Source organism: Heyndrickxia sp. FSL W8-0496, from assembly GCF_038007825.1.
Taxonomy (GTDB): Bacteria; Bacillota; Bacilli; order Bacillales; family Bacillaceae_C; genus Heyndrickxia; species Heyndrickxia oleronia.
Map to the genome: position 1 here is coordinate 4,027,501 of NZ_JBBOXX010000001.1, position 22,913 is coordinate 4,050,413.

The following is a 22,913-nucleotide window of genomic DNA, read 5'->3' on the forward strand; positions in this document are numbered from 1 at the left end:
CCCCGCACTTTTCAACGTGCGTGGGTTCGGGCCTCCAGTAAGTGTTACCTTACCTTCACCCTGGACATGGGTAGATCACCTGGTTTCGGGTCTACGACCTCATACTTAATCGCCCTATTCAGACTCGCTTTCGCTGCGGCTCCGCCTCTTCAGCTTAACCTTGCATGAAATCGTAACTCGCCGGTTCATTCTACAAAAGGCACGCTATCACCCGGCGTTTTTCCAAAGGAAAATACGCACAGGGCTCTAACTACTTGTAGGCACACGGTTTCAGGTTCTCTTTCACTCCCCTTCCGGGGTGCTTTTCACCTTTCCCTCACGGTACTGGTTCACTATCGGTCACTAGGGAGTATTTAGCCTTGGGAGATGGTCCTCCCTGCTTCCGACGGGATTTCACGTGTCCCGCCGTACTCAGGATCCACTCTGGAGGGAACGAAGTTTCAACTACAGGGTTGTTACCTTCTTTGACGGGCCTTTCCAGACCTCTTCATTTACTCCGTTCCTTTGTAACTCCGTATAGAGTGTCCTACAACCCCAAGAGGCAAGCCTCTTGGTTTGGGCTTCTTCCGTTTCGCTCGCCGCTACTCAGGAAATCGCAATTGCTTTCTCTTCCTCCGGGTACTTAGATGTTTCAGTTCCCCGGGTCTGCCTTCCTTACTCTATGTATTCAAGTAAGGATACTACCCCATTACGGGCAGTGGGTTCCCCCATTCGGAAATCTCCGGATCAAAGCTCGCTTACAGCTCCCCGAAGCATATCGGTGTTAGTCCCGTCCTTCATCGGCTCCTAGTGCCAAGGCATTCACCGTGCGCCCTTACTAACTTAACCTAAAAGGTTATTTAAAACTACTTAATGGATTCATCCATAAAGTGGCGATTCTCGGTTATTACTTGGTTACTTCTTACATATCTAGTTTTCAAGGAACAATCCGGCGAATGATAAGCTTCGAATCTCTTCGTCAGCACACTCACTCACATCCTCACGTATGTTTAATACGTTCCGGTGCTCGTTCGCTTGCTTCCTCGACCTTCTCGCTTCTAATTCACCTCTATGAAACTGAAAGGATTAACCTTTCAAAACTGAACAAAACAGAAGACGTCTGAACCACGTAAGTGGTTTTCCATATTCCTTAGAAAGGAGGTGATCCAGCCGCACCTTCCGATACGGCTACCTTGTTACGACTTCACCCCAATCATCTGTCCCACCTTCGGCGGCTGGCTCCAAAAGGTTACCTCACCGACTTCGGGTGTTACAAACTCTCGTGGTGTGACGGGCGGTGTGTACAAGGCCCGGGAACGTATTCACCGCGGCATGCTGATCCGCGATTACTAGCGATTCCGGCTTCATGTAGGCGAGTTGCAGCCTACAATCCGAACTGAGAATGGTTTTATGGGATTGGCTAAACCTCGCGGTCTTGCAGCCCTTTGTACCATCCATTGTAGCACGTGTGTAGCCCAGGTCATAAGGGGCATGATGATTTGACGTCATCCCCACCTTCCTCCGGTTTGTCACCGGCAGTCACCTTAGAGTGCCCAACTGAATGCTGGCAACTAAGGTCAAGGGTTGCGCTCGTTGCGGGACTTAACCCAACATCTCACGACACGAGCTGACGACAACCATGCACCACCTGTCACTCCTGTCCCCGAAGGGAAATCCCTATCTCTAGGGAGGTCAAGAGGATGTCAAGACCTGGTAAGGTTCTTCGCGTTGCTTCGAATTAAACCACATGCTCCACCGCTTGTGCGGGCCCCCGTCAATTCCTTTGAGTTTCAGCCTTGCGGCCGTACTCCCCAGGCGGAGTGCTTAATGCGTTAGCTGCAGCACTAAAGGGCGGAAACCCTCTAACACTTAGCACTCATCGTTTACGGCGTGGACTACCAGGGTATCTAATCCTGTTCGCTCCCCACGCTTTCGCGCCTCAGCGTCAGTTACAGACCAGAGAGTCGCCTTCGCCACTGGTGTTCCTCCACATCTCTACGCATTTCACCGCTACACGTGGAATTCCACTCTCCTCTTCTGCACTCAAGTCTCCCAGTTTCCAATGGCCGCTTGCGGTTGAGCCGCAAGATTTCACATCAGACTTAAGAAACCGCCTGCGCGCGCTTTACGCCCAATAATTCCGGACAACGCTTGCCACCTACGTATTACCGCGGCTGCTGGCACGTAGTTAGCCGTGGCTTTCTGGTTAGGTACCGTCAAGGTACCGCCCTATTCGAACGATACTTGTTCTTCCCTAACAACAGAGTTTTACGATCCGAAAACCTTCATCACTCACGCGGCGTTGCTCCGTCAGACTTTCGTCCATTGCGGAAGATTCCCTACTGCTGCCTCCCGTAGGAGTCTGGGCCGTGTCTCAGTCCCAGTGTGGCCGATCACCCTCTCAAGTCGGCTACGCATCGTCGCCTTGGTGAGCCGTTACCTCACCAACTAGCTAATGCGCCGCGGGTCCATCTGTAAGTGATAGCCGAAGCCATCTTTCAATTCTCCCTCATGCGAAGAAAAAAGTTATCCGGTATTAGCCCCGGTTTCCCGGAGTTATCCCAGTCTTACAGGCAGGTTACCCACGTGTTACTCACCCGTCCGCCGCTAATCATCAGGGAGCAAGCTCCCATCAGATTCGCTCGACTTGCATGTATTAGGCACGCCGCCAGCGTTCGTCCTGAGCCAGGATCAAACTCTCCAAAAAGATGTTTGATATAGCTCTTATAAAATAAAAGTAATTCATTGACGTTTCGTTTTGTTCAGTTTTCAAAGATCAATCTCTCTCGCCGTTTTCTCAACAGCGACTTTATCATCATATCAAGTTATTTATTTTTTGTCAATAACTTTTTTTGTTTTTTTCGTCACTGCTAAGTTTTGTTGTTTAGCAGCGACGCTTATTAATATAACAAGTATTTTACTTCTCGTCAACAACTTTTTTAATATTTTACGATAATTTTTTTCCTACCTCGTAATAGCGATGATAAATACGTGGTCCCTTCGTTTCTACCTTTATTTCATTAATAAAATGCTTCTCCGTTAGAAACTCTAGTAAAATACCTAGATCCACCCCGTAATTTTCTAAATCAGGATTGCAGAGCAATTCATTAATGGTCCAGCGTTCCTTTTCTTGCATAACCGCAAGTAAGTGTGAGGCATAGACCTTTGTTCTGGAGTGAATTAAAAATTCACTGGCTAAGAAAAGGAGCTCTAGTCTTTTTTCAATTGATTCATCACTCGTGATTAATTCTTCATAGAGCTTAAAGATTTCTGGTTCAATTTGCTTCACTTGGTTCCATACAGTTATTTCAGGATGAAATCCGTTTTCGATCACCGCAAGTCTCGCCAAATGATGCAGGGCATGAACGACATGATTATAGGCATCAAGATATTGATCATTGTCAAAGAAGGCTTTGCCATCAATATATCTGCGAATAAGCTTCGCAAATTCTAAGCCCGCTTTTAATTTTCTTTCTGAGAAAGGAAAGTCTCTTAGTTCACCCTTTAGGTTGGCCATATATTCATTTCGATCAAATAATACTTTTCCATGTGTGATCCATTCAACAATTTTTCGATTGGATCCTAATAATAACCACTCTTTCAATTGATCCTCTCTTACAATATGAAGAGCAGCCTTTTTTTGTTCATAAATATAGTGTTTTATAAATACAGGAGTTTCTGCCTCTTTTACAATCATTAATAAAATCGCATCGAATGTATCTGTGACCGTACATTCATTTTGCCTTTTTTCTATAATAAGTACGGATAAGGTATTCGTTTGGCTTGCCCGTTCTTGATAAATGGGGCGAAGGATATCCTCCATAATTAAATTCCTCCAAAGTTTCTAGTAAGAATATTACTTCGACAATGATAATAAATTTCCTGCTAATTGAAAAGTTGTTTTTCAGATCGTCACAAACACATCTGAGCCTTATGTCCACTTTTCCATCATTTATGGTATATTACATCTAGGAGGTTCGACCATGGCTAAAAAATATTCAAATAAAATCAATAAGATACGCACATTTGCGTTAAGTCTCATATTCGTCGGATTTATTATTATGTACTTTGGAATCTTTTTCCGAACGCATCCTATCGTCATGACGATTTTCATGGTTTTAGGTTTATTAAGTATTATTGCCAGCACTGTCGTATACTTCTGGATTGGTATGTTGTCAACGAAAGCGGTGCAAGTGGTTTGTCCAAACTGCAATAAACCGACTAAAATTCTCGGTCGAGTGGATATGTGTATGCACTGCCGCGAACCGCTCACCTTGGATCCTAATCTAGAAGGCAAAGATTTTGATGAAAATTACAATCGTAAAAAACCACAAAAGAACCAATCAAACTAAAAAAGAATTGTTCGATGATCCATCGAACAATTCTTTTTTAATGTACTTCTTTTTTCGAGCATTCTGGGCACGTGCCGTAGATTTCCATGCGATGATGACTCACCTTAAAACCAGTGACATGTGATGCAAGCTGCTCTACCTCGTCTAATCCAGGATAATGGAAGTCAACGATTTTTCCGCAATCTTCACAAATAATATGATAGTGACTAGTTGTGACAAAATCAAAGCGACTGGATGCATCCCCATATGTTAGTTCCTTTACAAGACCAACTTCACGGAATACACGTAAATTATTGTATACGGTAGCCACACTCATATTTGGAAATTTTCCTTCGAGTGCTTTATAAATGTCATCGGCTGTAGGATGTGACATGGATTGTATTAAATACTCCAATATCGCATGACGTTGAGGCGTGATACGAACTCCAGTTTCTTTCAAAGTTTCAATTGCTTCTTTGATTTGATGTTCAGACACCGTCATGCACCTCTTTTCTAATAGTAATTAAGTCATATGAAACCATTCAAAACGGTTTAGAATTGTACAGTTAACTGACAGTCCTTTTAATAGTTGGTTTTATGAAAGAAAAAATGAATGAGAATAAATACCTTTCCAAAAAGCCATCAACTATCAAAAAGGAGACATTCTTATTTTAAAATGTTTATAATTAGTTTACTAAGGAACAAGCATTTTTGTCAATCCATTCAATTGTTATAACCCTTGATGTAGAGTCATTTCTTCCTCTCCTAAACCATTATTTATATATCTTGCCGCAACAAATAATAAGTCGGAAAGGCGATTTAAATAAGCCAATACTAGAGGATTCGTCTGTTCTATTTCAACCGCACATCTTTCTGCTCTTCTGACGATCGTACGTGCACAATGCATGGCGGCACCGGCTGGATGTCCACCCGGAAGGATAAAGTTCTTTAATGGATCGAGGCTTGCATCCCATTTATCTATAGTATGCTCTAATTCTTGAATATCTTCATCCTTTAGCTTCCATTTCACTTCTTTACCTTCTGGTGTAGCAAGCTCTGCCCCGACATGAAAAATCGCCGTTTGAACCTTGTGAAATACTTCGATTACTTCATCCTTGCCCGGGAAAGTGGCATGTTTCAAATGACTGATTGCGAGGCCGATCATCGAATTGGCTTCATCACAGGTTCCGTATGCTTCCACCCGGATATCATTTTTCGGAATTCGCTGTCCATAGACAAGGGATGTCGTACCTTTATCACCAGATTTCGTGTAAATCCTCATTTTAGTATCCCCTTTCCGGATCGATAACATTTATAAAATCATGGTCGTTATTCATATATGTATGTAAATTTTTTCGAAATATTTCTAATGCGCGTGGTAAATAATTCATAGTTGTACTTGAGATATGTGGGGTAACTGTCACATTGCTCATTTTCCAAAATGGATGACTCTTAGGTAATGGTTCCACCTCAAATACATCTAAATAGGCATGGCTAATTTCTTGATGGTTCAAAGCCGTCATTAATACCTCTTCCTGTACGACAACTCCCCGACCAATATTGATAAATACAGCAGATTTCTTCATGCTTTCGAAATGAGCTGGCTGATAAAAATGAATCGTTTCTTCCGTGCTTGGTAAAATCGAAACGATGTAATCGACGCTGCCAAGAATAGAGTGGATCGTTTCTAATGTGTACATCTCATCAAAATGATCGATCGCATTCCCACGACTATTCACACCAATAATCTTCATCCCAAACGGCTTTGCCAAGCGAGCAATTTCTTGACCAATGGCACCAGCACCAACAATTAGCAACGATTGTTCATGGATCTCTGATAATGGGGTTTGCTTATCCCAAACAGCTTCCTTTTGGTTGTCCCATAATCGTTTAAATCCCTTTGCATGGCTGAGAATGATCCCTAGCGTAAACTCCGCCATTGGTATTTTGTGAATTCCACGTGCATTTGTCACTAATATATTTTTTTCTTTAATCGCTTTTAATGGCATTCTCTCTAATCCCGCTGAGGTGACCATAATCCATTTTAACTTCTCTGCTTGGTAAATATGCTCATCCACTAAGTCCTCACCATAGGTAACAATCACTTCTGCGCTTTTCATTTCCTGCTCCGCAAGTGTCACATTCTCATAAAAGCAGAACTGAACAGCTGGAAAAGAGGCAACTATATCGGTTTTCAATTGTTCTAGCGGTTCGAAGGTAAATACGCACTTCATTCCATCCACCCCTTGATTTTACTCTTTCTCATTAGGCAAAAGAGCTTTTATTTTTATCATATCATAATTATTTCTCCCTCTTACAGAGCAAGAAAAAAGGACCGAATCACTCGGTCCAAGATCTATTTTTTCTGAGGAGGTATGCCCTAATATAAGGTATGTAAATTCGACTGCTTTGAATGGACAGTAGCCTTTACCAAGCAAAATAGGCTGACCCAATTATGCAAGTTCAGTCTTAATATACGAAAGTGCATCCTCAACATGTCCTGCCACTTTCACCTTTCTCCATTCCTTCACAAGGATTCCTTCTTTATTAATAATAAATGTGGATCGTTCAATCCCCATATATTCTTTTCCGAAGTTTTTCTTTAGCTTCCATACATCATAGTCTTCAGCTACCTTGTGATCACTATCCTCTAATAATAGAAACGGAAGTCCATGCTTATCGATAAATTTCTGATGCTGGGTAACAGGGTCAGGACTGACACCTAAAATAACTGCATCAACATCAACAAAGCTTTCATGATGATCACGGAAATCACATGCCTCTGTTGTACACCCAGGTGTCATATCCTTTGGATAAAAATAAAGAACGACATGCTTTTTCCCGATAAAATCAGATAAACGAACGGTTTCGCCATTATTTGCTTTCAATGTAAAATCAGGTGCTTTATTTCCTATTTGTGTAGTCATATAAATCCTCCTATTTTTTCGGGAGTTCATTCCCTTTCTTTCTTACAACCTTACCTAAAAATGATGAGATATCCAAATCATTTACTTCTTCCATTCACTATTATGCTCAAAATCAATGAAGGATTTGACGACAAAAGCAGCAGGAATCGTATAGCCAATCAATGCCTCTAAGATGACTAATAGTCTTCCGATTCCAACCGGGACAATATCTCCATACCCAACGGAAAATAATGTAATCGCACTTAAATACATCGCCGAGCCTAATTTTTCAATATAGCTTCCAGAAAATAAGGCGCCTTGTTCGACAATGACGTGAAACCCTTTTAGTTCAAGCAGCATAAATAGCAAGCCAAATCCAATCATAATAACACTATAGGTGTATCCTAAAAAGAGAAAGTTCTCAAAGGATACAAGCTTATACTTTAATTTCGAAGGGAAAAATAATGTTCGTAAGCTCATACTTATGCAGACAATCACTGCTATCATCAGTACATAGATCATACAAAGTCTCCTCAGCTTTTCATTCACATTTTAGCTTGTCATTCTATTCTACTCGGACACATTTCCTTATATGAAATCTTTATGCTGATTGGACACGTCAAAAAGAAGGTACTACAATAGATATGATGGATCGAAATTAGGAGGCAAGGAAAAAAATGAACTTTTCACAATCAGAACGTTTACATACAGAAGCACTTGAGCACATCGTTGGTGGCGTAAATAGTCCATCCCGCTCGTATAAAGCAGTCGGTGGTGGTTCACCCGTAGCGATGAAGCGTGCACAGGGTGCTTATTTCTGGGATGTCGATGACAATAAATATATTGACTATCTCGCTGCATATGGACCGATTATTACCGGTCATGCACACCCACATATAACAGAAGCAATTAAAACAGCCGCTGAAAATGGTGTATTATACGGGACGCCTACCCCATTTGAAGTGAAATTTGCCAAAATGCTAAAAGAGGCGATGCCTGCACTCGATAAGGTTCGCTTTGTTAACTCTGGTACAGAAGCAGTCATGACAACGATCCGTGTGGCTCGTGCCTTCACTGGACGTGATAAAATCATCAAATTCGAAGGCTGTTATCATGGCCATTCTGACTTAGTTCTTGTTGCGGCAGGCTCTGGTCCTTCTCAATTAGGAATGCCAGATTCAGCAGGTGTGACTAAAAATATTGCGAAGGAAGTTATTACAGTTCCATTCAATGATATTGAGCCGTTTAAGGAAGCCTTAAATAAATGGGGCAATGAAGTTGCAGCTGTATTAGTTGAACCGATTGTCGGCAACTTCGGGATTGTTGAGCCGAAGCCTGGATTTTTAGAGCAAGTCAATGAATTAACTCATGAAGCAGGAGCACTTGTCATTTATGATGAAGTCATCACCGCCTTCCGCTTCATGTATGGTGGGGCACAAAATTTATTAGGTGTTACACCAGACTTAACAGCTATGGGTAAAATTATTGGTGGCGGACTACCAATTGGTGCGTATGGCGGTAAAAAAGAAATTATGGAAAAGGTGGCTCCGCTTGGACCAGCGTATCAAGCAGGAACGATGGCTGGTAACCCTGCATCCATGTTAGCGGGAATTGCTTGTTTAGAAGTATTAAAACAAGACGGAGTCTATGATGAGTTAGATCGCTTAGGTGCGATTCTAGAAAAAGGCATTTTAGATGCGGCACAAAAACATCAAACACCGATTACGATTAACCGTTTAAAAGGTGCCTTAACAATTTATTTCACCACTGAAAAGGTGGAGAACTATAAACAAGCCGAAGCAACCGATGGTGAGATGTTCGCCAAATTCTTCAAGCTCATGCTTGAGCAAGGAATTAATCTGGCTCCATCAAAATATGAAGCATGGTTTATTACGACCGCTCATACAGAGCAAGATATTCTAGAAACAATCAAAGCAGTTGACATTGCTTTTGCAAAATTGAACAACTAATCTCTCTCAGGGGTCTGACAATGGGGTCAGACCCCTTTCACTTTAAACACCTCTCTAAAAAAAGATTTCCTCCTTCCGTACAATTTTCTCTTGATATTCTTTCTAGGACATTGTATATTACTAATTTGGTATTAATATGTTATCTTAATGAAAAGATATTTACGAAAGGAATCATCACTGATATGAAGCTAGGTGCCCGCATTTTTAAAACGGGAATTGCCATCGTTTTGGCATTGTATATTGCAAAGCTGGTAGGAATGACTTCCCCTGTATTTGCAGGAATTGCTGCGATTTTCGCTATTAAACCGACCATCTATCGATCCTATTTATCGATTGTGGAGCAGGTACAAGGGAATGTCATCGGAGCTGTTGTTGCAGTTGCCTTCGGTTTAATTTTTGAAAACAATTATATAATCGTGGGGCTTGCAGCATTAATAACGATTATGATCATGTTGAGGCTAAAGCTTGAAAATAGTATTAGCTTAGGACTTGTGACCATGATTGTTATCCTTGAATCACCTGGTGAGCATTTTCTTGAGTTTGCATGGTTGCGCTTTGCAACAATTCTCATTGGAATTCTTTCGGCGTTTATTGTGAATTTAATTTTCTTACCGCCAAAATATGAAACAAAGCTATTCCATCGCATGTCTAACTTAACAGAAGATATTTTTACACTGATTCGCTTAATATTAAGCCATGATTCAGAACATCATGTAATGAAAATAGAAATTGAAAAGATTAGAGATCGTTTAGTAAAGGTTAATCAGTTTTATACATTGTTTAATGAGGAAAGACGTTATTTTAAAAAGAGCACGCCTGAGAAGAAAAGAAAAACGGTGATTTATCGCCAGATGGTGACCGCATCACAGGATTGCTTTGATATTCTAAAATTACTGCATCGATATGAATATGATATCGTCAAGTTACCTGAAGAAATCCAAATTCAGCTTCATGATCGTCTGGATTTCTTAATAAATGAACACCAAAAATTATTATTCCAGTTTCTTGGAAAAGTAAAACAAAATGATCTGTACGATGAAGAAAATTTAAATACGTACCATGAAGATTTAATGAAGCTCTATATAAAAGAGATTGAAGATGAAAAACATGAATGCGATAATCAATCCTATCATTTTATGAGACTTCTCTCTGCCATGATGGACTACCAAGAACAATTAAGGCATCTCAGCATTTTAATTGATAGCTTTAAAAATTATCATAAAGAGGATAATGAAGTGTCGATTCAAGAAGAGTTTGAGGAGTAAAAGGAAAGGGAGGATCAGCTGTTTACTAACAGCCGAGCCTCCCTTTTTTTGCACCATTATTTAAAGGTATACATTAAGAATCTAATTGTTGTACCTGGAATAGGTTAAAATAATGCCCTTGTTTTTCCATTAATTCTTCATGTGGGCCAATCTCAACAATTTCCCCATGCTCAATGAGGACAATGCGATCGGCATGAGTAATGGTGGAAAGTCGATGGGCAACAATAAATGTCGTCCGATCCTTAGCCAGCTTTTCCAATGCTTCCTGAATTAAATGCTCACTTTCTAAATCCAGTGCAGATGTTGCTTCATCCAAAATTAATATAGGAGGGTTTTTCAAAAATACACGAGCAATCGCAATCCGCTGCTTCTGACCACCGGAAAGCTTCACCCCTCTTTCCCCAACCTTTGTGTCATATCCTTCTGGAAGATTCATGATAAACTCATGGGCATTTGCCGCTTTCGCTGCCTGTACGATCTCTTCCTCGGTCGCATCTGGTTTACCTAGTAAAATATTTAATCGAACTGATTCACTGAATAAAATATTATCCTGTAAGACCATCCCAATTTTATCGCGAAGGCTTCTTACTTTAAAATCGCGAATGTCAGTGCCATCTAAAAGGATTTTCCCACTCGTTACGTCATAGAAACGGGGAATCAAACTGACTAATGAAGATTTACCTCCACCACTCATCCCGACTAACGCGATCGTTTCACCCGCACGAACATGTAATTGGATATCCTTAAGGACAGATAATTCCTTTTCATTATAAGCAAAGTTTACATGCTCAAATGAAATATCCCCTTTGACATTTTTACACTCAATCGCATCTGGCGCATCATCGATATCATATTTTTCATCCATTAATTCAAAGACGCGGTCCATTGAGGCAATGGATTGGGTTAATGTCGTACCAGAGTTTACTAGTCGACGTAATGGGCTATATAAACGATCGATATACGCAATGAACGCTGCCATTGTCCCAATTGATAAATTCCCATGGATCGCTTGGTATCCTGCAAAACCAATGACAATTAATGGAGCAATATCTGTCAATGTGTTAACAACAGAAAATGCCTTTGCTGTCCATCTCGTATGCTGCAAGGCCTTATCGAGAAAATTCGAATTATGTACGCGAAAGCGTTCCTGTTCGGTGTCTTCAATCGCAAAGCTTTTAATAACAGGCATTCCCTGCACCCGCTCATGTAAATACCCTTGCACTTCAGCAAGCGCTTGGGAACGCACCCTTGTAAATTTACGTAAATTGCCGAAGAAATATTTTACCGATATCGCATACATCGGAAACACAATAAGCGAAACGAGGGTGAGCGGAACATCCATCGTAAACATAATCGAAACCGCAATGATGATCGTCGCCGCATCCAGCCACACATTCATTAAGCCGGTAATGACAAAGTCCTTTGTCTGCTCGACATCATTGATCACTCTGGAAATAACTTCCCCCGCACGCGTATTAGAGTAAAATTTAAAGCTCAATTTCTGTAAATGCGTAAATAACCGATCCCGAATATCATATAAAATCTTACTTGATGTCCATTGAGCAAAATACTGTCTGTAAAATTCAATCGGCGGCCGTAAAACAACAAACACACCTAACATAATCGACATCGTGATCAAAAGCTTCGACGTTTTCTCATCAACTGACAAATGCTGATTCGTCACAATATCATCAATCACATACTGAATAATAACGGGAATAAGCAGCGGAATCGCAAACTTTATCAAACCAATAATCAACGTCCCAATAATCTGACCCGTATATGGCTTAACAAACTTCATATATCTCTTTGTACTACTCATAAAATCCCCTCCCTTTCTGAAAAATCTCGCTGTGGGGGTCTGACCCCATTTATTAAAACCTCGAGGTAGTAAAGCTTGTCTTTCCTGGAAATTGCGTTTGGGGGTCTGACCCCGTTTGTTATAATCTAGAGCTACTAACCCTTGTCTTTCCCGGAATTAACACTTGGGGGTCTGACCCCACTTGTTAAATGCTTGAGCTATAAACCTTTTCTTTATTTAAAACGACGTTTTGGGGTCTGACCCCCACTCGCCCCCCGCTCACCTTATTATCTGCTGCCGGTTCACGAAAAAAACCTGTGGCTTGTAACTACCAACAGGTAACTAATCGATTTTATTTAACTAAAAATAAATGGTTTACAACTAGTAGCTAGATGATTTCATCTTCGGTAGGTTAGATAGCGTTCGTACCAAATATCAATAAAATCGGGTGCAAATGGGCCTTTTCTTTGGCGTATCCATCTTACTAAGTTGTCCACATTTCGCTTTAAAATGTGGTCAATGACATCGGGATATCCCATTTGTTTCCGATGGTATTCATACTCATCTTCATCTAAAAGCGTATAAGTCATATCGGGAAAGACTTTAATATCTAGATCATAATCGATGTATTTTAACGCCTCTTTATCATACACAAATGGTGAACCTAGGTTACAGTAATAGTATATTCCATCCTCTCGAATCATTCCAATAATATTAAACCAATGATCCGAGTGAAAATAGCAAATAGCTGGTTCACGGGTAATCCATGTGCGACCATCTGATTCCGTTACAATAGTCCGATCATTCCCACCAATCACAAGGGACTTCGATCCTTTTAATACTGTCGTCTCTTCCCATATTCGATGTATGTATCCGTTATGTTTATAGCTATGTATTTGTATCGTATCACCTTCAATGGGAATGCCCATACCTTTTCTCCCTACTTTCTTTATAAAATTTGTATCCGTTCAAATAAATCAAAGTATCAGTTTTCTGTCTAATTCCTAAAAATCCCTTATTAATATTCTATTATTATAACGTTTTTTAAGAAAATTTAAAACAAAAGACTCTTATATGTATAGCATTTATCATCGATAATAAATATGCTTTTTTATAGGATTCAGCGGTTCTTACGGAATTTGCAGCTCTTTTTTTAGTGAAATAAAGGGTATAGCAGTCTTTAGACGATATTTATTAGTTAAAGATTCACTAAAATTGCAACAATAGAAAAGAGCTTAAATAAAGTCCGTTTTCTCAAGCTGTTACATGTAAAAGCCCAACTACCGGCTTTTACTCCTAATAACGAGTTCAGCGGTTCTTATACAGTTTCCAGCTCTTTTCTCTCAGTAAATTAAAGGGGATAGCGGTCTTCACCTTAATCATCGCTAAACTTAACTTTCAGTATCACCATGCTCGAGAAAAGAGCTTAAATAAAGTCTATTTTCTCACACTGTTGCCTGTAAAAGCCCAACTACCGGCTTTTACTCCCATAAGAAAAGCATTTCTCATACAGCATGCAGCTCTTTTCTCTCAGTGTATTAAAGCGTATATCGGTCTTCACCTTAGGTATTAGCTAAACTTAACCTTCAATTGCAACACTATTCGAGAAAAGAGCTTAAATAAAGTCTGTTTTCTCAAACTGTTCCTTGTAAAAGCCCTACAGCCGGCTTTTACTCTTCATAAGAAAAGCATTTCTCATACAGCTTGTAGCTCTTTTCTCTCAGTGAATCAAAGGATATAGCGGTATTCACCCTGTTTATCAGCTAAACTAAGTTTCAATATCAACACTGCTCGAGAAAAGAGCTTAAAAAAAACCCCTACCTTCAGGTAAGAGCCTCTTCTGGGGTTTCTTTCAAGCCTTGATATTTTCGAATTACCTCATCTGTTTGCGATTCAAATATTTTATGAATTTCATTCAGCTCTTTTTTCATCTCATTAATTTCCTTTTTTATTTGATCTACTTTGGTTTCTTCCTGAAGCTTGCTTAGTTCCTGTTCAATTTCCTGACAGCGTTCAATTTCATTTTGAAGGTATAGCAATTGTTCCATCGTTTTCATTTGGTCTTGTATTAGTTCATTAAATTCCTTCATTCACAGATACCTTCCTTCCCTTCTCTCTAAACTATTTATTTCTTTTTTTATGTAAAAATTCCTTTGACTAGTTCTGTCATATTCCCTATCGTTTTGTCGAATGGCACATTCAACAGTAAAAAGGACATCCCCGAGTTAGGATGCCCTTTTCATTGCTTTATTTATTGTTGGCCAAAATTTCCAGCATTTTGTGATTTACGAGATTCAGCTTGTTGGTTTTGTTTTTTCACTTGTTGTACATCTGTTTCACTTCCGAACTCAGTACCGAATTGGCCTTGTCCAGCAGCGCCTTTTGCAGATTGAGCGTTTTGTTGTCTAACTTGGCTAGCGTTTGTACCAGAAGTTTTGTTTGTTTGGTTTGCCATTGTTATCACCTCCACGCTCATTAATGTAACCAAACGTGGAGGGAGTTATGCTCATTTTTTCGAGAAAAATTTTTAAAAAAAGTCGAATAAATTATACGAGTAATGAACGACCGCCATCAACAATGATCGTTTGTCCTCTAATCATAAACGAATCATCGGAAACTAAAAATTTCACTACTTTTACCATATCATCGATTTCAACCATTCGTCCTGCAGGAGTATTTAAACGCGCATCTTCAAGTAATTCTGCACGATTTGGAAAATGCTTTAATGCTTCAGTATCAATCGCTCCACCTGAAACAGCATTCACAACGATGTTTTTCGCTGCAAGCTCCACGGATAAATATCTTGTTAAGGCTTCAACCGCTGCTTTCGATACCCCAACGGTCGTGTAATTCTCTAAATAACGAATTGATCCGAGAGAGCTTAAGCTAACGATTTTCCCTCCGCCATTTTCTTCCATTAATTTTGCAGCTTCCTGTGCACAGAATAATAATGCCTTGCTATTAATATTCATTGTCCAATCCCAATGTGACTCTTCAAGCTCCATCGCTGGGCGCAGTACACCTGAAGCGGCATTGTTAATGAATACATCAAGACGGCCAAAGGTTTCACGAATTTCTTCAAACATCTTTTTAATTTTCGCAACATCCCCAACATTGGCTTTCACTAGCAATGCCTTTCTGCCTAACTTTTCAACTTCCTCTACAGTTTCAAGTGCAGCAGATTTACTGCGTGCATAATTGATGACAATATCATATCCTTCTTTTGCAAGGGCAATCGCGATCGCTTTCCCAACTCCACGACTACTCCCTGTAACTAATGCGACTTTATTCGTCATATTTGAATCACCTTTCTTTAGTTCACTTAGTGTCTTATGAAGACACGTCCACTTTCTTTAATATTGTATAGATAAAATGAATAACAAACAATGATTGTATCATCCTATAGATAATATAACTTTTAGGAGGAAGGTTAAATGACCGTTATTCGCGATATGACCGAGTTATCCATGATGTCGATCACCGACTGGAATAATTCCGAAGTTGAACATTTTCATCATTCCTTTCAGCAAATTCTTCCTTATTTAAATGCTGAAGGTCAAACCATCTATAAAGAAATCATTGAGGAAATCGAAAGACGGAAAAGCCAATTATAATTGAAAACGATACAGTCGATCATAAAAGGATTTTAAAAATCCATAGAGGAGCTTTTCCGAAGGGGCAAGCTCTCTTTTTTTGGGGGTGATAACGCCTACCGATCGAATAAAAGAAGGATCTTCGATTTCGACAGTGCGAACATCCTTTGGCAAATTGTAAGAGAAAGCAAGCTCTGGCAATATCCCAATTCCTAATCCTGCAGAAACAAGTCCCTTTATCGTATCCATATCTTCGCCTTCAAAGGCAATAATCGGTTCAAATCCCGCCTGATTGCATGCCTTATCGATCGTCCGCCGAATCGATGAATCCGATCGAAAGGTAACAAATCGTTCTCCTGCCAATTGGCCAATCCGAACAATCGGTTCCGAGCATAAATAATGATTTTCTGGCAGCAGCAACAACAGCTTCTCCGTAAAAAAAGTATCTCCCTTTACAATTGGGTGATCAGTCACCACTGGAGCAATAAACGCAATATCAATGTCTCCCTTTTCAATTTTCTGCATTAAATATTTCTTCGTTCCTTGAAGTAATTGAAAATGTAAATTCGGATGCTCCTCTCTAAACTGAGTAAAAACCCTTGTAAAGGTATGCACGGACAAGCTGGAGGAAAACCCTAGATGAATCACTCCCTTTTCAGGATTCAAAAACTCTTCCACCCTTTCTTTCGCTTTATCCATTTCAATCACAATTCTCTCGGCATGCTCCAAAAACACCTTCCCCATATGTGTTAATTTCACATTGCGACCTTCTCTTTCAAACAGGGGGGTACCCAATTCACTTTCAAGTAAAGCGATCTGACGACTAATGGCAGACTGAGCAACATGGAGATTTTCTGCCGCTCTCGTTACATGCTCCCGCTTAGCCACTTCTATGAAATAAATGATTTGGCGTAATTCCATCTATTTCCCACCAATCTAATTTTGAGATAAATATGTTCTTAATAATATATTGTAAAGATTGAATGAATTAAAGTAAAATTTTTTATTATCAAACTATTTAGATATAGTAACGGAAGGATGTAGACTATGATGAGACAAAATGAAAAACATCACGGTGGACTATATCGCCAGGATTTTGAACACGATTCTTGTGGTATAGGTTTTTATGCAGATATTCAAGGGCGCCCCTCTCACGATATCGTCTCTTCAGCACTTCTTATGCTTCAAAGGCTTGATCACCGCGCTGGTAAAAGCAGTGATAACCTAACAAGCGATGGTGCAGGAATTCTTTTGCAAATTCCTGATCAATTTTTCAAGGAAGTCTGCCCATTTACTCTCCCTCAAAAAGGTGAATACGCAGTCGGAATGCTATTCTTACCTACAAATAAAATGATCCAAGAGCAAATCATTGAAGCATTCAAACATGAGGCCTCAACGTTTAACCTTTCCTTTATTGGAGAACGTGAAGTTCCTGTGTCTCCAGAAATTCTAGGTGAAGTCGCAAAATCAACTCAACCTGTGATCAAACAATTATTTATAAAAAAAGCAAATGCCATGAATGAAAAAGAGTTTTTATATCAGCTGTATCTATTAAGAAGAACAATGGAAAAAAAATTTGCGGATCAATTATATTTTTCCAGTCTTTCAAATCAAACCATTGTTTATAAGGGATTACTTTCAGCCGAGCAATTAACCACTTTCTATCAGGATTTAACGAATCCCGCTTTTACATCAGCATTAGCCTTAGTTCACTCGCGATTCAGCACAAATACCTTCCCAAGCTGGGAGCGGGCTCACCCGAATCGGATGATCGCACATAATGGTGAAATCAACACGATTAAAGGAAACAAAAACTGGTTTAACGCTAAAATGACTGGACATCCTGAAGTCACACCAATCATTCAAGAAAACGGCAGTGACTCTGCGATGTTCGACAATGCTTTAGAGTTTTTATTATTAAATGGATGGTCCCTTCCCCATGCAATCATGATGATGGTTCCTGAACCTTGGGAGCAAGATGATGAAATGCCAGCAGAGCTTAAAGCATTTTACGAATATCATAGCTTATTAATGGAGCCCTGGGATGGACCAATGGCACTAGGCTTTTCGAACGGAAAACAAATAGGTGCCATTTTAGATCGAAATGGATTACGTCCAGGGCGATACTATATTACTGGTGATGATCGGATTATCTTTGCATCAGAGGTTGGTGTCATCGATATAGAAGCTGACAATATTAAGGAAAAGCGGCATTTAAAGCCTGGAGAATTACTCTTTATCGATACCGAAAAAGGAAAGCTACTAGATAGCGATGAATTAAAAACCTTCATAAGTAAAGAAAAACCTTATCAAAGATATATCAATCAACAGGTCATTTCGTTAAAAAGTAAGGGAAATAAACTACCAGCATCGGCAAAATTTGAACCGAGTGAAGTGATTTTTCTGCAAAAAATGTTTGGCTATACGTACGAGGAAGTAATGAAAATGCTTCTACCTATGTCCAATGATGCGAAAGAGCCTACAGGTTCAATGGGGATCGATACACCACTGGCTGTATTATCAGAGAGACCGATGCTATTGTTTCACTATTTCAAGCAAAGCTTCTCCCAAGTAACCAATCCTCCGATTGACGCACTAAGAGAAGAATGTGTGATTTCAACCGTCACTTGGCTTGGACCCCAGATCGATTTATTGGATCAAAGTCTTTCAGACGAAAAACATCTGAAACTAGAGCACCCCTTTATCGATCCAGCATCGTTTATAGCATTAAAGAATTCACCATTGCAATCTAAGGAAATTCTAATGAATTTTACAAAAAGCAGTGGATTTGAAGAATCATTGAATCGTATATGTACAGAAGCATTGTCAGCGATTAATGAAGGGTGCAAGCTGATTATTCTCACGGATCGTCCGTCTAATCAAGACCAAGTGCCGCTCCCATCCTTGCTTGCTACCTCCTGTCTCCATCATTATTTAATCAGTAAGGGAGTAAGAACAAAGGCGAGCATCATCATTGATTCCGGAGAACCGAGAGATCCACATCATATGGCTGCCCTGATCGGATATGGAGCGGATGCCATCCATCCCTATCTCGCTTATGAAACCATTAAACAATTAGTGAGTGACAAGCATATTCAGCTTACTTTAAAGCAAGCATGGCAAAATTATATCCAAGCATTGAAAAATGGTGTCATTAAAATCATGTCTAAAGTAGGAATCTCATCAATTCAGAGTTATCGTGGAGCGCAAACGTTTGAAGCGCTCGGCATTTCTGAAGAGGTTATTTCTAAATATTTCAGTGGAACGGTTTCATCCATTAGTGGGATTGGCTTAACAGAAATTTCACAGGAAACCATGAAGCGCCATGCAAATGCCGTCTTTGAAATGACTTCTCATGACCACACACTTGACTCTGGTAGCGAATTACAGTGGCGAAGCGAGGGTGAGCATCACCAATTTAATCCTCTTAGCATTCACACATTGCAGCGTGCGGCACGGATGAATGATAAAAACACATATAAGAAATTTGTTGCTATGCATGAGAAAAGTCCATTTACTACGATTCGCAGCTTACTTGAAATAAAAAGTGATCGAGGCAGGATTCCAATTGAAGAAGTCGAGCCTATTGAAGCGATCTTCAAGCGCTTTAAAACAGGTGCGATGTCCTATGGCTCATTAAGTAAGGAAGCACATGAAGCGCTAGCAATTGCCATGAATCGAATTGGTGGGAAAAGCAATAGTGGTGAAGGGGGCGAAGAACTGGAACGCTCCTTCATCGAACAAAATGGTGATTTTAAAAGAAGTGCGATCAAGCAGGTAGCCTCAGGAAGATTCGGGGTCACTAGCTACTATTTAAACCAAGCAGAGGAAATCCAAATTAAGATGGCCCAAGGCGCAAAGCCGGGTGAAGGTGGTCAATTACCAGGTTCAAAGGTGTATCCATGGATTGCTGAAGTAAGAGGCTCTACTCCAGGAGTCGGCTTGATTTCTCCTCCGCCCCATCATGATATTTATTCGATTGAGGATCTTGCACAGCTTATTTATGATTTAAAAAGTGCCAATCCTCATGCAAGAATCAGTGTTAAATTAGTGGCTAAAGCGGGTGTTGGAACAATTGCTGCCGGGGTAGCAAAAGGGCTTGCAGATACGATCTTGATTAGTGGCCATGACGGAGGAACAGGTGCCTCTCCGAAAACAAGTATTAAACATGCAGGTATTCCTTGGGAAATCGGTCTTGCTGAAACACACCAAACCCTTCTTTTAAATGGCTTACGTGACCGAGTAACACTCGAAACAGATGGAAAGCTAATGACAGGAAAGGACATCGTTATCGCAGCATGCTTAGGTGCGGAGGAATATGGCTTTGCGACAGCCCCATTAGTTGTTCTCGGTTGTTTAATGATGCGGGCCTGTCATTTAGATACATGTCCAGTTGGAATTGCAACACAAAATCCAAAGCTTCGGGAAAAATTCATGGGAAATCCCGACCACATTGTCAATTACCTGACATTTATTGCGGAAGAAATTCGTGAAATTTTAGCTGAATGTGGCTATCGAAGCTTAACGGAAATCGTCGGACAAACGCAGCTCCTCCAGCCTAAACCAGAGGTTCAAGAGCATTGGAAAGCAAAACATATCAACTTAGATAAGCTTTTACATCAAAATAAGCAGGATTCTCATACATGTATAACTGCACAAAATCATGAACTTGAGAAAAGAATGGATCAGCACACCCTTCTGCCACTTCTACAGCCATATATTGAAAAACAGCAGCCAGTTCATTTCCAGTTTGACATTAAAAATACGGATCGGGCAGTTGGAACACTACTAGGACATTATGTAACGAAGCTTTGGGGAAATTCTGGATTACCTCCCCATACTCTCCAGCTATCCTTTAACGGTTCAGCAGGGCAAAGCTTTGGTGCTTTTATTCCGAAAGGAGTGTCCCTAACCCTTGAAGGGGATGCCAATGATTATGTCGGCAAAGGACTTTCTGGCGGTTCGATCGTCATTAAACCAACTAGCACGTGGAAGGCAGCGGGCGACCAAGCGATTATCGGTAACACGGCATTTTTTGGCGCCACCTCAGGAGAAGCTTATATTAATGGAACAGCAGGACAAAGATTTTGCGTTCGCAATAGTGGGGTCCATGCGGTCGTTGAGGGTGTCGGTGATCACGGCTGTGAATATATGACAGGCGGAAAGGTTGTCATCCTTGGAAGCATTGGAAAAAACTTTGGCGCAGGGATGTCAGGTGGAAGCGCCTATATTTTCTCAGAATCTCAGTCATCCGTTATGAAACATATGAATTTCGAAATGATTAATATAGAGTCCATTCAATCAAATAAAGAGTTCATTGAGTTGTATCGTATGATCCAAAAGCATTATCAATTAACCGGAAGTCAAAAGGCTAAAATTATCCTAAAGCAATGGGATAAGCTCCGTCATCAGTTTATTAAGGTGATTCCAAATGAATACAAAAAAATGATCGATTTAATCCATCATTTAAAACAAAAAGGAATGCCTGAAAATGAAGCAAGTCTCACCGCCTTTAATCTAAAAAAAGAAGGAAAAACCATCACAGCAGATCATCCGACAATGGGCGTCTCTCTGTAAGAATGACAACAGAACGTGATAAAGGAGTGAAGGAAAATGAGTCAATCAACAGAATTTATCGATATCAAGAGAAGGAATGCGAAGGAACGTCCTCCAGTTGAACGCGTCAATGACTGGGGCGAATACCAGCAGCCCTTCACTGAGAAAAAGCTAAAACAACAAGCATCACGTTGTATGGACTGTGGGACTCCTTTTTGTCAGATGGGTACCATTCTTTCAACAGGTACGAGTGGATGTCCATTATATAATCTTATTCCTGAATGGAATATGCTCGTTCATCAAGGAAAATGGTATGAGGCCTATCAACGCTTAGCCAAAACCAATAACTTTCCTGAATTTACCGCTCGTGCCTGCCCAGCTCCCTGTGAAGGATCTTGTACAGCGGGAGTCCCTAGTGAACCTGTAACCATCAAAAGCATTGAAAAAGCGATTATTGATCGGGCGTTTTTAGAAGGTTGGGTGAAGCCTCGGAAGCCTTTAAGAAAAACAGGATATAAAATCGCGGTCATCGGTTCTGGTCCAGCAGGACTAACGGCTGCCGATGATCTCAACCAATTAGGTCATTCAGTCACTGTTTTTGAACGGGAAGATCGATTTGGCGGTCTTCTCATGTATGGTATTCCAAATATGAAAATTGATAAAAAATATGTTGAAAGAAGAATTGAGCTTTTAAAGCAGGAAGGAATTGAATTTCGAGCCAATATACATGTTGGAATCGATCTGTCTATCGAGGAATTACAGCAAAATTTTGACACGGTTCTCCTCTGTATCGGCGCTGAACAACCTCGTGAATTGCCGATTGAGGGCAGACACTTAAAAGGAATTTACCATGCGATGGATTACTTGATGACGAGCACTAAGCATTATTTAGATCCGGATGTTTCATGTGATATTAATGCCGAAGGAAAAAAAGTCATTGTCATCGGTGGTGGTGATACAGGGGCTGATTGTGTAGCAACAGCGATCAGACAAGGCTGTAAAAGTGTGGTGCAATTTGGTAAGCATGGTCAGTTACCATTAGAAAGACAACCAGGTAATCCTTGGCCAGAGAACCCTGCGATTTTTTCCCTTGATTATGCATATGAAGAAGCCTTAACGATATTTGGTGAAGATCCGCGTCAATATTTCATCCAAACGCAATCCTTTGTCGGAAATGAACAAGATGAGGTGATTGGACTACGCACAGTCTCCTTTCAGCCAAATACTGCATTAGATCAAACGGAAAATTATTGGGATGCGGATTTAGTCCTTATTGCGATTGGGTTTGAAGGCGTAAAAGAGGATATTTTCCCAACCATTCAACGATCGCAAAAACGAATCGCCACAGTCACAAATAGCTTTCAAACCTCTCAAGATGGGGTATTTGCAGCTGGTGATGCGCGAAGAGGGCAAAGCTTAATCGTTTGGGCCATTCAAGAAGGAAAAAAAGCAGCCATCGAAATCGATCGCTACTTAGCTTCGAAGGAAATAAAACAGATGGTTTGATACCAT

The 22,913-nt window shown here is 40.4% G+C and carries 18 protein-coding genes and 2 rRNA genes (1 of these 20 running past the window's edge); 6 read left to right on the top strand and 14 right to left on the bottom strand.

The features are described from left to right. The 3 genes from NST63_RS20395 to NST63_RS20405 form a co-directional block, all read right to left on the bottom strand. Positions 1–828: ribosomal RNA gene (locus NST63_RS20395) — 23S ribosomal RNA — on the bottom strand (it extends 2,130 nt beyond the left edge of the window). A gap of 305 nt (positions 829–1,133) precedes the next feature. After that, positions 1,134–2,686: ribosomal RNA gene (locus NST63_RS20400) — 16S ribosomal RNA — on the bottom strand. Together the 16S and 23S rRNA genes form the textbook arrangement of a ribosomal RNA operon. 240 nt (positions 2,687–2,926) lie before the next feature. Next, the gene (locus NST63_RS20405) at positions 2,927–3,802 is read right to left on the bottom strand and encodes a nucleotidyltransferase-like protein (protein ID WP_212944409.1); all 876 of its coding nucleotides are present in this window, start codon (positions 3,800–3,802) and stop codon (positions 2,927–2,929) included. 160 nt (positions 3,803–3,962) lie between these two features. Between NST63_RS20405 and NST63_RS20410 the strand changes: the two genes are divergently transcribed. Further along, positions 3,963–4,331: a YgzB family protein gene (locus NST63_RS20410; RefSeq protein WP_071975347.1), complete on the top strand. Its 369-nt coding sequence runs from the start codon at positions 3,963–3,965 to the stop codon at positions 4,329–4,331. A 37-nt stretch (positions 4,332–4,368) separates the two neighbouring features. On the opposite strand, the gene perR is transcribed toward NST63_RS20410, so the two are convergent. The 5 genes from perR to NST63_RS20435 form a co-directional block, all read right to left on the bottom strand. Then, positions 4,369–4,812 carry a peroxide-responsive transcriptional repressor PerR gene (perR, locus tag NST63_RS20415; protein ID WP_058005653.1) on the bottom strand — a complete coding sequence of 148 codons (444 nt, stop codon included), beginning with the start codon at positions 4,810–4,812 and terminating at the stop codon, positions 4,369–4,371. A 228-nt stretch (positions 4,813–5,040) separates the two neighbouring features. After that, entirely contained in the window at positions 5,041–5,592 is a 552-nt protein-coding gene (locus NST63_RS20420) for a cob(I)yrinic acid a,c-diamide adenosyltransferase (RefSeq protein WP_071975349.1), read from the bottom strand. 1 nt (position 5,593) lies between these two features. After that, positions 5,594–6,544, bottom strand: a complete 951-nt coding sequence (locus NST63_RS20425) for a D-2-hydroxyacid dehydrogenase (RefSeq protein ID WP_341043572.1) — start codon at positions 6,542–6,544, stop codon at positions 5,594–5,596. Between the two features lie 219 nt (positions 6,545–6,763). Then, the gene (gene bcp, locus NST63_RS20430; protein WP_058005657.1) at positions 6,764–7,237 is read right to left on the bottom strand and encodes a thioredoxin-dependent thiol peroxidase; all 474 of its coding nucleotides are present in this window, start codon (positions 7,235–7,237) and stop codon (positions 6,764–6,766) included. A gap of 81 nt (positions 7,238–7,318) precedes the next feature. After that, entirely contained in the window at positions 7,319–7,738 is a 420-nt protein-coding gene (locus NST63_RS20435; protein ID WP_058005658.1) for a potassium channel family protein, read from the bottom strand. 155 nt (positions 7,739–7,893) lie between these two features. Between NST63_RS20435 and NST63_RS20440 the strand changes: the two genes are divergently transcribed. Continuing rightward, on the top strand, positions 7,894–9,186 hold the full coding sequence (locus tag NST63_RS20440) for a glutamate-1-semialdehyde 2,1-aminomutase (RefSeq protein WP_278892207.1): 1,293 nt from the start codon (positions 7,894–7,896) through the stop codon (positions 9,184–9,186). Positions 9,187–9,368: 182 nt separating this feature from the next. Next, on the top strand, positions 9,369–10,451 hold the full coding sequence (locus NST63_RS20445; RefSeq protein WP_216386101.1) for an FUSC family protein: 1,083 nt from the start codon (positions 9,369–9,371) through the stop codon (positions 10,449–10,451). A gap of 73 nt (positions 10,452–10,524) precedes the next feature. Here NST63_RS20445 and NST63_RS20450 read toward each other — a convergent pair whose 3' ends face one another. From NST63_RS20450 to fabL, 5 genes are all read right to left on the bottom strand, one after another. Next, positions 10,525–12,273 carry an ABC transporter ATP-binding protein gene (locus NST63_RS20450; protein ID WP_341043574.1) on the bottom strand — a complete coding sequence of 583 codons (1,749 nt, stop codon included), beginning with the start codon at positions 12,271–12,273 and terminating at the stop codon, positions 10,525–10,527. A 377-nt stretch (positions 12,274–12,650) separates the two neighbouring features. Beyond that, positions 12,651–13,181: a nucleoside tri-diphosphate phosphatase gene (ntdP, locus tag NST63_RS20455; RefSeq protein ID WP_058005661.1), complete on the bottom strand. Its 531-nt coding sequence runs from the start codon at positions 13,179–13,181 to the stop codon at positions 12,651–12,653. A gap of 894 nt (positions 13,182–14,075) precedes the next feature. Then, positions 14,076–14,342, bottom strand: a complete 267-nt coding sequence (locus tag NST63_RS20460) for a YgaB family protein (RefSeq protein ID WP_251340440.1) — start codon at positions 14,340–14,342, stop codon at positions 14,076–14,078. Positions 14,343–14,503: 161 nt separating this feature from the next. Further along, positions 14,504–14,707: a gamma-type small acid-soluble spore protein gene (locus NST63_RS20465; protein ID WP_212944401.1), complete on the bottom strand. Its 204-nt coding sequence runs from the start codon at positions 14,705–14,707 to the stop codon at positions 14,504–14,506. Positions 14,708–14,798: 91 nt separating this feature from the next. Beyond that, positions 14,799–15,548: an enoyl-[acyl-carrier-protein] reductase FabL gene (gene fabL / locus NST63_RS20470; protein ID WP_058005664.1), complete on the bottom strand. Its 750-nt coding sequence runs from the start codon at positions 15,546–15,548 to the stop codon at positions 14,799–14,801. A gap of 138 nt (positions 15,549–15,686) precedes the next feature. On the opposite strand from fabL, the gene NST63_RS20475 reads away from it, so the two are divergent. Beyond that, complete coding sequence (locus tag NST63_RS20475; RefSeq protein WP_212944399.1) at positions 15,687–15,866, top strand: hypothetical protein; 180 nt, start codon at positions 15,687–15,689, stop codon at positions 15,864–15,866. Here NST63_RS20475 and NST63_RS20480 read toward each other — a convergent pair. Further along, positions 15,861–16,766 (bottom strand): LysR family transcriptional regulator, encoded by a 906-nt coding sequence (locus NST63_RS20480; protein WP_071975365.1) that lies wholly within the window; start codon positions 16,764–16,766, stop codon positions 15,861–15,863. The genes NST63_RS20475 and NST63_RS20480 overlap by 6 nt on opposite strands. A gap of 126 nt (positions 16,767–16,892) precedes the next feature. Here NST63_RS20480 and gltB point away from each other — a divergent pair, with 126 nt between their 5' ends. Both gltB and NST63_RS20490 read left to right on the top strand, forming a co-directional pair. Further along, on the top strand, positions 16,893–21,422 hold the full coding sequence (gltB, locus tag NST63_RS20485; protein WP_445663899.1) for a glutamate synthase large subunit: 4,530 nt from the start codon (positions 16,893–16,895) through the stop codon (positions 21,420–21,422). Positions 21,423–21,458: 36 nt separating this feature from the next. Further along, positions 21,459–22,907, top strand: a complete 1,449-nt coding sequence (locus tag NST63_RS20490) for a glutamate synthase subunit beta (RefSeq protein WP_341043578.1) — start codon at positions 21,459–21,461, stop codon at positions 22,905–22,907. Positions 22,908–22,913 lie beyond the last annotated feature (6 nt).